Annotated in this window: 4 protein-coding genes; all 4 read left to right on the top strand. The window is 46.6% G+C overall.

The genetic code is table 11. The features are described 5' to 3' along the window. Positions 1–6 precede the first annotated feature (6 nt). From F3I09_RS09790 to F3I09_RS09775, 4 genes are read left to right on the top strand one after another with little or no spacing between them, the layout of a single operon-like run. Positions 7–1,461, top strand: coding sequence for a RagB/SusD family nutrient uptake outer membrane protein (locus tag F3I09_RS09790; protein ID WP_149694851.1), 1,455 nt, complete (start codon positions 7–9; stop codon positions 1,459–1,461). A gap of 32 nt (positions 1,462–1,493) precedes the next feature. Further along, positions 1,494–2,405, top strand: coding sequence for a putative zinc-binding metallopeptidase (locus F3I09_RS09785; protein ID WP_149694850.1), 912 nt, complete (start codon positions 1,494–1,496; stop codon positions 2,403–2,405). Between the two features lie 33 nt (positions 2,406–2,438). After that, the gene (locus F3I09_RS09780; RefSeq protein WP_149694849.1) at positions 2,439–3,719 is read left to right on the top strand and encodes a DUF4302 domain-containing protein; all 1,281 of its coding nucleotides are present in this window, start codon (positions 2,439–2,441) and stop codon (positions 3,717–3,719) included. Between the two features lie 51 nt (positions 3,720–3,770). After that, the gene (locus tag F3I09_RS09775; RefSeq protein ID WP_149694848.1) at positions 3,771–12,704 is read left to right on the top strand and encodes a gliding motility-associated C-terminal domain-containing protein; all 8,934 of its coding nucleotides are present in this window, start codon (positions 3,771–3,773) and stop codon (positions 12,702–12,704) included. The last annotated feature ends 9 nt before the right edge of the window (positions 12,705–12,713 follow it).

The following is a 12,713-nucleotide window of genomic DNA, read 5'->3' as shown; positions in this document are numbered from 1 at the left end:
ATGGTTATGACGAAATTTTTCACACGGGTAGCAATCATAGGAGGGTGTTTGATAACCATAGCCGGATGTAATAAATACCTTGACAAATCTCCGGATAGCAGCTGGACAGAACTGAATACACCTGCAAAGGTGTCACAGCTGCTGGGTACTGCCTATCCGCAGGCCAACTATATAGTTTTTGCAGAAGCAATGAGCGATAATGTGGAAGACAAAGGTGCGGGTGTAACCGACAGGACCAACCTGGATCCTTATTTCTTCAATGACGTATCAGCCACAGAACAGGATTCCCCTGAATACTACTGGCAGGCATGTTATACCGCTATTGCTGCCGCCAATAATGCACTGAAAGCATGTGAGGCAGCGGCAGATACAAGCCGTTACTCCGCACAGAAAGGAGAGGCGCTGGTAGCCAGGGCATATGCGCACTTTATGCTGGTGACTTTCTTCTCCAAATTCTACGATGCAACAACGGCTTCCAATGATCCGGGTATTCCTTATGTAACGGAACCTGAAAAAGTGGTGATGAAACAATATGAGCGTAAGACGGTGGCTTACACTTACGATATGATAGAAAAAGACCTGCTGGCAGGTATGCAGCTGATCAGAGATGACAACTATGCTGTGCCACGTTATCATTTCAATAAGTCTGCTACTTATGCCTTCGCTACGCGGTTCTATCTCTTTAAGAAAGATTATCAGAAAGTAGTGGAATATGCCAGCAAGGCGTTCCCCAACAATGACGTGGCCAGCAATATGCGTCCATGGAATACTACTTATAAAACAATGACCCCGGCAGTGATCCGCGATACCTACGCCAATGCTTCAGAGAAAGCAAACCTGCTGCTGGTAGAAACGCAATCGCTGTATGGACGGTATGTGGCGTTGTACAGATACGGTCTGACCTACAACATAGAGCAGCAGATACTGGGCAGTAATGTAACAGGTGGCGCTTTTGTTTATCCATTGTACTACTATGGCACCAGGGATTACTTCATACCTAAGCTGACAGAATACTTTGTAAAGGCATCAGTGAACGCCACGATCGGTGATCCTTATGTAATGGTGCCGCTGTTCACAACAGAAGAAGTATTGTTCAACAGGGCGGAAGCCAATGCTTACCTGGGCAACAATACTGAAGCGTTGGCAGATCTGAACCTGTTCGCCAGCAAACGTGTCAACAATTACAATGTTTCTACACACCGTATCACCACTACGAAGATTAGAAATTACTATAACATCCAGGATGTAAAGACCGGTTTGTTACAGACTATACTTGACTTCAAACGTGCTGAATTCGTACAGGAAGGGCACCGTTGGTTTGACATTCAGCGCTATAAGGCATCTGTGACGCATTATACGGACAAAGGTGAGCAGATGGTGTTGCAGGCAGATGACAAACGCCGCCTGTTACAGATCCCTTTATCGGCCACTACCTCCGGTATAGCGCTGAATCCCAGGTAATCTCAACCCTTACAAAAAAAGAAAGCATATATATGAAACACATAAAAATATTCTTCTTCCTGTTTGCGATGGTGGTATTGGCTGCCTGCTCAAAAGAAGATGATGATCTCAGTGGTGTGCAAGACATCCCGGGCCTGGGTGGCGATACCTGGGTTCCGGGATCTTTAGATGCCTGGTTGCATGATACAATGACTGTTCCTTACAACATTGAAGTGAAATACAAATGGGACCAGTTTGAATTTGATGTGACCAAAACACTGGTGCCACCGAAAGAAGAAGTGGTGATCCCTGCTATCAGGGCTATCAAGAAGGTGTGGATTGATAATTACATCAATGCAGCCGGTGAAATTTTCTTCAAGAAATACAGCCCTAAATTCTTCATCCTGTCGGGCAGCGCCAGCTGGAATGACAATGGCACCATCACACTCGGTACTGCTGAGGGAGGCCGTAAAGTAGTGATGTACCTGCTGAACGATTTCCGTACAAAAGAGATGCCTGGCTATACAAAAAGAGATACCGCAAATGTGAAACAGATCTTCCATGTTATCGAACATGAATTTGGTCACATCCTCCATCAGACAAAGATGTACCCTCCTGAGTTTAAGAAGATCTGCGCAGGTTATTATACCGGTAACTGGAATAACATCGCTGATGCGGATGCCCGTAAAGACGGCTTCGTAACAGCTTATGCCATGTCCAATGAAAGTGAAGACTTCGTTGAAATGATCGCCATGATGCTGATAGAAGGAAAGGCAGGTTTTGACAGGATCGTGAACAGCATTCCGGAAGGATACAGCGTAAACGGCTCTTCCCAGGCCCAGGCCAAAGACAGGTTAAGACAGAAAGAAGCGATGGTGGTAAACTATTTCAAAGCGTCTTACAACATTGATTTTTACAGTCTGCAGGACAATACCAGAAAATCTATTGTACAACTGCTGTACTAAGGCTATATCAACCAGATCAATTTCGAACTCCTTATGAGAAAAAATCTATCATTATATCTTTTACTGATTATCGTTACAATTGCTTCCTGCCGGAAGTACGACGATGTTTTTGATAAATCTCCGGACACCAGGATCAATGAAACGCTGGCAGCATATAATGATGCGTTGACAGGTGCTCCCTACGGCTGGAGGGCGTTTGTATATCCTTCCGGTTTACCCTCTACGGCATTCGGCTTCTACTTCAAGTTTGACACTGCCAACAGGGTGGATATGTTCTCAGACTTCGACTCTTTGTCTTCCGTTACGGTAAGACAGAGCAGTTTCCGTCTGAAATCACTGCAACAGCCATGCCTGTTGTTTGACACTTATTCCTATATCCATGTGCTCTGTGATCCCGATGCCAGTAAGAATGGGGGGTATTATGGAAAAGGATTGTTCTCTGACTTTGAATTTGCTATAGATGGTATCTATGGCGACACCATAAAACTTACAGGACGTCTGAATGGCAGCAAGGCCGTTCTCGTTAAAGCTACCTCCAAGGAGGCACAGGATTATTACGATAAAAAACGGAACTGGGAGTTCAACAACATTTCCCGGTTCCTTACTTATTTCAAACAGCTGACAATAGATAACAACAAGTATGATATCTATGTTGACAAGCTGTATCGCCAGATCAGTTTCGTACGTCCTGACGCTAATGGTGTAAAGACCATTTCAGTCAATTATTACTTCGACGGTAACGGTATTTCATTCTCAACCCCCTTCCGTGATGGCGCCCTTACCTTTTCCTCACTTGAAGATATAAAGTGGGATGCTGCCGGACAAAAGATGACATTGAAAGCAGGTGAAAATACAGCTATCATCACCGGTGTAATTAAACCTCTGGTGGTAGATCTGACCGCAGGACAACGCTGGTACAACCAGGCTGCATCAACAGGCTCTTACTGGGTCTCTACAACAGGATTCCATGTCAATGGTGTGGATGACGCTTACAATGTGACCAGTATTGCAGGTTTCAGTTTTATGTTTTATTACCCCAATTATGGTGAAGGATATGACTTTGCCGGTATCGTACCGGAGGGTTATGCCTATGGTCCGGCTTTTTCACCCACATTCAAATCCAATGGCACTGCCACTTTCGCTTATCCCGGCGGAGGTTGGGGAGAGATCCCCGATGCAGCTGCTGCTACTATGAGTCTTATCGTTACCAAATACCAGGAAAGTGAAGGATTCTATTTTGTGCAGACAGGCAATAGTTCCTTTGATATGGTGAATGTAAAGGATGCCCGTAGCTGGATCAGCTGGCAACAATAATATCGTCACCCTATCATTCATCCAAGAAAGAAATATTTAAAACAAACAGCCATGAAAAATCAGCCTGTTTCTGTATTATATAAGGCTTCTTTATACCTGGTCATACTGTTGTTATCTGTTCTGCCGCTTTCCGCACAGATAGATATCACGATTGGGGCCAATAGCGGGGCCAATGGCAGTTCAGCATATCCCTGCCCATTACAGGACTATTATGAAGGCTCCAGGGCGCAGTATCTGTACCGGGCCAGTGAACTGATAGCTGCAGGTATGCAGCCGGGGTTCATCAACGCAGTGAAGTTCACTGTCAATAGTGTGAACTCCGCCAGTATTATAGACGGGTATGCCATTAAGATCGCTACTACTGCAAAGACCACCCTGGACGGCAATGTCTGGGAGCCTTCCGGCAATGCTGTATTTGGCCCCGTGAATTATCAGGTGGTTACAGGCGTAAATAGTTTTCCGATATTACCTACCTTCTTCTGGAACGGTACAGATAACCTGTTAGTGGAAGTTTGTAATGGAGGCAGTGGATTTACAGGGAACCCTAGTGTAAGATGGACAACAGGACTGAGTTTTAATGGTTCTCATACATACAGGTCTGATGGTCTGGGCAGCCTCTGTGGTACTGCTACTACCAGTAACTCCGGCACGATGACCACCCGTCCTGACATTATACTAAACTATACACCGGCTGCTGCCTGTGCCGGTGTACCGGAAGCAGGTACTACTGCTACTACGGCAGTAAATGTGTGCGGAGGCAACAGTTTTACACTGAGTCTTACAGGAAATACAGCCGCTACAGGACTGACCTACCAGTGGCAATCTTCTGCTGATAATACAAACTGGACAGATATTCCAGGCGCCAATACTGCTTTCCTGAACAGAACGCAGGCCGCGAGCACCTACTACCGCTGTGTGGTAACTTGTACTGGTAGCGGCAGCAGTGATAACTCTACTGCTGTACAGGTAGTAAGCCCGGCGCTCATACACGGCTGGTTCACCATTGACAAAACTTCCCCGGCCGGTAGCGGTAACTTTACTTCATTCAATGCTGCTTATGACTATATCAAATGCGGTATAGATGGCCCTGTAGTATTTAACGTAGCACCAGGCAGTGGTACATATGATGAACAATTGATCATCGCACCAGTAAGCGGTGCTTCTGCTATAAACACGATCACGTTCAACGGTGCTGGTCAGACCATTACCTATCTTCCTACAAAACAGACAGAGTCTGCCGTGATCAAGCTGAATGGTGCGGATTACTTTAGTTTTAATAACCTGAAGATAGTACCGAAAGGGACTACCTCGTCCCAATGGGGCTTCGGAGTTCAGCTGATCAATGATGCAGACTTTAACACGATCGATAGCTGCGTTATTCCTATACAGCAGACGCTTACTTCCTCTTCCTATGCCGGTATCGTAGTTAGTGCTTCTGATACGGACCCTGTTGGCCGGGGTGCCGCCAGTTGTGATGACAATACTTTCAGTTATAATACCATCACAGGCGGTTATTACGGCATTACCCTGGTAGGTAACTCCACCGTGGCTAACCAGCGGAATAAGATCCTGAATAACAAGATCAGCGAGTTTTATAACAGAGGTGTGTATGTACACGGAGCATTTAACGCCATCATAAAGAATAACACTTTTAGCAGGGGAACACGTTCCAGTGTCACCACCTTTACAGCCATCGGCCTCTCAGATCTGAGTACGAAAGTGATAATAGACGGTAACCGGATCAGTAATCCATTCGGTGGCGCCCTCACCAGTACTTCTGCTTTCTATGGCATTCTGCTGGAAAATGTGAGCACAATATCTGGCCTGGAAAATGAAGTGACCAACAACCTGATCTACGGTCTGAACGGTAATGGCGTTCGTTATGGTATCTATAATAACGGCTCCAGTAACGTAAGGATCTATCATAATACCATCTCGATGGATGGTACATCTACCACGAATACCTCCTCTTCAAGAATAGCTGGTTACAACCAGAGCTCTTCTGCTGCAGGGGTGGAGTTTATCAATAACATCATTACACTGACAGGAACATCGAATATCTCACAATACGGTATTTACTTCGGTACTGCCTATCCTACAAGTGATGTTATCTCTGATAAGAACGACATCTTTATCAATCCGCTGGCAACCAATAAGTATACAGGCTTCTATGAAAAGAACCTACCGACCTTGAGTGAATGGCAGACGGCCAGCCAGCAGGATGCAAACTCCTTTGCAGTAAATCCTTTCTACCAGGATATTGTCGGAGGTAACTATTCCGCTACCAGCGCTATGTTGAACAACAGAGGTGCGGTGGTGAATGTGGCCATAGACATCAATAATGCATCGCGTAACCTGAGTGCGCCCGACCTGGGAGCATATGAGTTCACACCTCCTCCCTGCGTAACGCCTCCTACAGGTGGTACTGCGCAGGTCAGCAAGCCGGTGGTGTGCGCGGGTAACCAGGTAGTATTAAGTCTGACGGGCAACACGATGGGGCTGTCACAGACCTATCAGTGGCAATATTCCACTACCGCCGCAGGCCCTTATACAAACCTGGGCTCACCATCTGAATATGCTGACAGTACTATCACCGCAACAAGCACGCTGTATTACAGGGCTGCGCTGACATGTGGTGTGACTACCAGCTATTCAGCGCCTGTGTTACTGACAGTGAATAATGCATTGCCAGGCAATACTTACACGATAGACAAAAACTCCCCTGCCAGCGCCACCAACTTTGTGAGCTTTAATGCTGCCAAAGCAGCCATGCAGTGCGGTATTACCGGTCCGGTGATCTTTAACGTAGTTGCCGGCCGTACAACTTATGAAGAACAGCTGATACTGGATTCTATTCCGGGTACTTCCGCAATCAATACCATCACTTTCAATGGTAACGGCAATACCATCCATTTCAGCGGTGATAATACTACTGACAGAGCGGTGATCAAACTGCGTAAAGCAGATCATATCACGTTCGATAGTCTGAGAATAGATGCAACGGGTACAGGCGCTTATGGTTATGGTGTGCAGCTGTTCAATCATGCCGACAGCAATACCATTACAAGGTGTGAGATCATTACAAAAGCTGATGCAACGGGTACTGAATATAATGGTATCGTTGTCAGTTCTTCTGATCAGGATGCAGATAATTCAACCGGCAACAACTGGTGCGATGCCAACGTGTTCAGTAAGAATAGAGTTACCGGCGGGTACTACGGTATCACCCTGACAGGTATCAATAATGGTGTGACAAAGAACAACGTTGTGACCGGAAATAAGGTATTGGATTATTACAGCACCGGTATCAAATTGAGGTACAGTAGCAATACCCTGATAGGTGAGAATACAATGGACCGTCCAACCCGTCAGAACGGCGATTGGAGTGTATATGGTATCTCTATCGGCGGACGCGCTGATGCACTTAAAATTGCCCGTAACAACGTGTCAGATGGTACACCGCAGGCAGACGATTATTCTTACTATGGTATTGCACTCAATAATCTGACTGTTAGCGATAATAAACCAGATACTGTGGTTAATAACATTGTGTATAACCTGAACAGTACTACTACCCGTAACGGCATCTATCTGTATTTCTCCGATAATATAGTAGTTACGCATAATACAGTATCAATTGACCGTGACGGAGGTTCTTCGACCTGGCAGGCCGCGACGGGAGCGTACCTGAGCTTCAGCGATAATGTGAAATTTACAAACAACAATATTACTGTCACCAGTACAGGAACAGGACTAAAATATGCTATCTACGTGTCTGGCGGAACTGTTTCCCATCAGAACAATAACTACTTTGTAAAAGCCGGTGGTACAGAAAACTATACCGGTTACTTCAACGGAGAGCGCAAGACGCTGGCCGACTGGAAAACAGCTACAGGGCAGGATACTTCTGCTACAGACTATGATCCTATCTATACGGACCTGGCCGGTGGTAACCTGTCTCCTTTATTCTATAAGATGGATAATACGGGTACTCCGGAAGGTATTGCTATTGACATCCTTGGTACGCCAAGAAGTGCAACTACACCAGACGTGGGCGCTTATGAAATAAGCATGCCGCTTTGCCAGACGCCTATCAACGCAGGTAAAGCAGTGGTAAATCCCAGCTCAGGTATCTGTATGGGTACAATGATATCGCTTAACCTGATAGATAATACTACAGCTGGTAAACTGACCTATCAGTGGCAGGCTTCTTACTCCGCTACCGGCCCATGGGTAAATATCAGTGATACAGCTTATATCCCTGCATTTAAAACAGAGCTGGGCGCTAACAACTACTTCCGTTGCCAGCTGGTATGTAGCAATACAGATACAGCATGGTCCGTGCTGACTTCAGTAAACATGAACCAGCCGCTCATCAAGGGTATCTATACCATTAACCCGACCGGTACAGGCAGCAGGAACTTTGCTTCCTTCAAATCAGCGGTAACTGCTATGGAATGTGGTATTGCCGGTGAAGTGATCTTTGACGTAGTGCCGGGTACTTATACAGAACAGGTATACATGCACAGGATACCTGGTGCATCAGATACCAGCCGTGTGACCTTCCGTAGTCAGAATGGTAATCCTGCTTCGGTTACACTGACCTTTGCAGGTACTGCTGCGAATAACTATGTGCTGAAGCTTGACAGCGCCAGCTATATTACCTACAAGAATATCACTATCGCTGCCAGCAACGCTACAAACGGACGTGCAGTGGTATTTGACGGTACAGCTATCAAAGACAGCCTGCTGAACAACACGATCAATGTTCCTGCTGTAACAGTGGATAATACCGATGCAGTAGGTGTGTTTGCAGAAGACTTCAGAGGTGGTAATATCGCTATCATTGGCAATACCATTAAGAATGGCGCCAGCGGTATTCACTTCTCCGGTCCTTCCGACGTAGAGCAGGTGCGTGGTCTGGTAATAGACAGCAACAAGGTAAGCGGTATCTATGCAAGCGGTATCAATATCAATAACGTGACCCGTCCGGTCGTGACAAAGAACGAAATTGATATCAAAGATCCGCTGGCTGCTGCTGCTTATGGCATCGTACTGAATCATGGCGATACTGCTTACAGGGTAAACAACAACACTGTTACTATCAGCAACACCAGCGGTAACGTATGGGGCATGGCCTTACACGAATGCCAGGCTTCTGCTGCTGCTACCGGATTGGTGGAAGCGAATAAAATAGTAGCCGTGACAGGCAATACCGGAATGATCTGGGGACTGACAAACAACTCGTCTAACTACAACACAACTGTGAACAACGTGATCAGTGTGAAGACGACAGGTGCGGTAGCCTATGGCCTGTACAGTAACCAGGGTAATAATATCAACTACTATAACAACTCCGTATACAACGCTTCCACAGCGGTGGGCGCCAATGTAGCGGGATACTTCTCTCATACGAACGCTACTGAAGGCAATGTGAAGCTGCGTAACAATATCTTCACCAATGAAGGTGGTGGTGTGGCAGCAGAATTTGTGTTCAGTGAATTTATCAACAGCGATTATAATACTTATTATACAACAGGTACAGTACTGATATCAAGAAGTGGTACAAGTGATGATTATGATAATCTGACAGACTGGATCGCCGCTTCTGACCTGGATATCAGTTCCATTGTATATAAACCTGCCTTTGCAAGTACAACCACACTGGAACCTGAACTGACCAACCCGGATGTATGGGCTATCCATGGCCGCGGTGTACAGATACCAGGTAATGATCATGATATCAACAAACAGAACAGACCTGTTACCTTGACAGCTGGTGTGCCTGACATGGGAGCTTATGAATTCCTGCCAACGGCACAACCGACTGTACTGCAGGCTATTCCTGCTACACCGGCCCCTGGTATTACCCAGCAGTTCCTCTATGGTTCCGATACTGTAGCGAAGATCACCTGGGATCCTAACACCGCCGTGCCAACAGGCATCACCCTGAAACGCTACTCCGGTGTAGTGCCGCCAAACCTGGCTCAGGGTACACAGTTCATGTACTTCTATACAGATGTGGATGTAACTGGTGGCGGTGCATATAAATTCAACCTGGAACAGTTCTATGTGGATTCCTGGCTGGGTTATCTCGATAGGGAAAAGAACATCCGCCTGGGCAGAACAGATGCTGCCAATACCTGGATCATCAATGACAGCAGTACAGTAGATGTGGCGAGGAATATCATTGCTGATACGGCCTTACAATATCTCGACAAATTCACCGGCCTGAGAGGTGAACTGATATTCGAACATTCAGGCCCTGCCGGTGCAGATACTTCTAATATTGGCACCCGTTTCTGGGTAGCTTATGGTCACGACAGGTCTTTTATGACAAATAATGATCAGAATCTCGCCCTCTACCTGGTAGCCGGACAAACAGACGCACATGTAGTAGTGAAAGTAAACGGTACAGCATGGGGTAAAGATTACCTGGTACCTGCCAATACTGCTCTGACTACTGATATGATACCTAAATCAGGGCTGAGCGATGCCCGTCTCACAGGTGAAGGTTTATATCCTTTCGGTATCAGTATCGAGAGTGACGCGCCGATCACAGCATACGCACACCAGTACAGCTGGCAAACAGCAGGTGCTACCTTGCTGATGCCTGTAGGCACCTACGGATATGAATACCGTCCGATGTCAGCCCACCAGCTAGCTGACGCTAATTCCTTCTCCTGGTTCTATATCATTGCAGATAATGACAGCTCTGTAGTAGAGATCACCCCATCGCAGGCAACAGTCGGCGGACACGCAGCTGGTCAGCCGTTCACCGTAACACTGAACAGAGGTGAGGTGTACCAGGTGTTAGGTGCAATGAAAGACCTGAGTGAAGGCAATGATCTATCCGGTAGCATTGTCCGCGCAGTACAGAACGCAAATGGTAAATGTTATCCGGTAGCTGTATTCTCTGGTAATAGTCACAGCGGTTTCGGTTGCGGAGGTACAGGTGGATTCGGTACTGACGGCGATAATGTGGTACAGCAGAACCAGCCGGTACAATCATGGGGTAAAACCTTCATGACAGCGCCTGCTTCCGGTATGGCCGATCCTGTACGCCTGATGACAAATATCTATCGTGTACTGGTGAAAGATCCTGCTACAGTGGTGACAAGAAATAATACACCGCTGACTGGTCTGATCAACAACAGCTACTACGAATTTGAAAGCAAGACAGCCGATTATATCGTGGCAGACAAACCGGTGACTGTAGCGCAATACTTCACTCTCGACGGTTCCTGCAGCAATCCGGCGGGTGGAGATGTAGACATGGTGTACCTGACGCCGGTAGAACAGGCAATTAAGAAAGCAACCTTCTACCGTAATAATGAAGCCGGTGTACAGTACAACTTCATCACCCTCGTTATTCATAAACAAGGTCTGAACTCCCTGCTGATAGATGGTAATAACAATTTCAGCTACTCCTTCAATCATGCGAACAGACCAAACTATGTAGTGATCACGAAACGCTGGAGCGCAGGTGATGCCCTGAGCACTATCAAGAGTGATTCTGCCTTTACCGCTATCACTTATGGTTTTGGTAATGACGTGAGCTATGCCTATAACGTAGGTATGCAGATCAGGAACCTGAATGTGCAGCCAGCCATCACCAACGTACACAACGGAACAGGCAATAAGAGCACTTATACCTGTGCTAAGACACCGTTCCGCCTTACTGCACTGCTGCCAATGGTGCCTGCTACACTGACATGGCAACTGAGCCAGGTAGCTAACCTGCAGCCTGCTACAGATGTGGTGACAAACAATCCGGTACCTGTGGATACACTGTTGATCGACGGTCAGACTTACTACAAGTATGAGATCGCTGCTGATTATACATTCACTGCCCCTGGTACTTACCAGATACCTGTGAAAGTGACTAATCCTGATATCGCCAGCTGTGATAACAGTATCACCACTTACCTGAGTGTGAAAGTGATAGCTGCGCCACTGGTCGACTTCTCTATCAATTACAACGGATGTATCAGCGATATCGCTGTATTCAACGGAACAGCAGTTACTGAGAATAACGCAGCGATCACCAAATGGGAGTGGAAGTTTGGCGATGGCACTACGGCCAATACCCGCAGCGTGACCAAACAATATGCAGCTGCCGGTAGCTACACCGAAGAACTGCAGGTTATCACAAAAGATGGTTGTGTGGGCGATACAGTGAAAACAATCGAAGTGAATGAACCGGTAGCAGCTACGCTCAATGCCGATACACTGAGGATATGTGCGCATACTGATGCTACATTCTCAGTAAAGAACCCTGATCCGAATGCTTCGTACAACTGGTATAATGCCGCTACAGGTGGTGCATTGATCAAAGCAGGTGCTGCACTTGAAATAAAAGATGCTACGAGTCCTGCGGTATACTATGTAGAAACAACAAAAGGCGGTTGTGCCGGTCTTGCCCGTACACCTGCAGTATTACTGGTATTACCACAACTGGCTACCCCTGTGCTCAAAGTAGATTCAATAGGTGTGGATATGATCCGCTTCACCTGGAATGAGATCAGCGGAGCAGCAGGCTACCTGGTATCTACCGACAATGGCGCTACCTGGATCACACCTTCCTCCGGCGCTCAGGGTCTGGAACATGTAATAAGAGGTCTTAAACCACAGCAGTCGGTAACACTGCTGGTGAAAGCTACCGGTTGTGAGGATAAAGTGTCCCAGTCAGTTACCGGTAAAACATTACCTGACGGTGTGTATATCCCTTCAGGCTTCTCGCCAAACGGAGATGGATTGAACGATGTATGGAAAGTATATGGTGCAGTGGTAAGAGAGCTCCATTTCATGGTGTTCAACCAGTGGGGTGAGAAGATATTCGAATCCAACAATCAGAACCTTGGATGGGATGGTAGCTACAAAGGCAAGGCGCAGCCTTCCGGTGTGTACATCTACATCTGCAAACTGAAATTGGCTGATGGTACCCTGGTAGACAGAAAAGGTACGCTCAACCTCTTGAGGTAATATAAAAAA

The organism is Chitinophaga sp. CF418 (assembly GCF_900142925.1).
Classification (GTDB): Bacteria; Bacteroidota; Bacteroidia; order Chitinophagales; family Chitinophagaceae; genus Chitinophaga.
Note: the sequence above shows the minus strand (reverse complement) of the source record. Positions and strands in the feature narration are given on the sequence as shown.

What these genes read in the sequence shown, in the direction of transcription:
- F3I09_RS09775 (WP_149694848.1), top strand. Translation starts at nt 3,771, where the DNA reads ATGAAAAATCAGCCTGTTTCTGTATTATATAAGGCTTCTTTATACCTG.
- F3I09_RS09780 (WP_149694849.1), top strand. Translation starts at nt 2,439, where the DNA reads ATGAGAAAAAATCTATCATTATATCTTTTACTGATTATCGTTACAATT.
- F3I09_RS09785 (WP_149694850.1), top strand. Translation starts at nt 1,494, where the DNA reads ATGAAACACATAAAAATATTCTTCTTCCTGTTTGCGATGGTGGTATTG.
- F3I09_RS09790 (WP_149694851.1), top strand. Translation starts at nt 7, where the DNA reads ATGACGAAATTTTTCACACGGGTAGCAATCATAGGAGGGTGTTTGATA.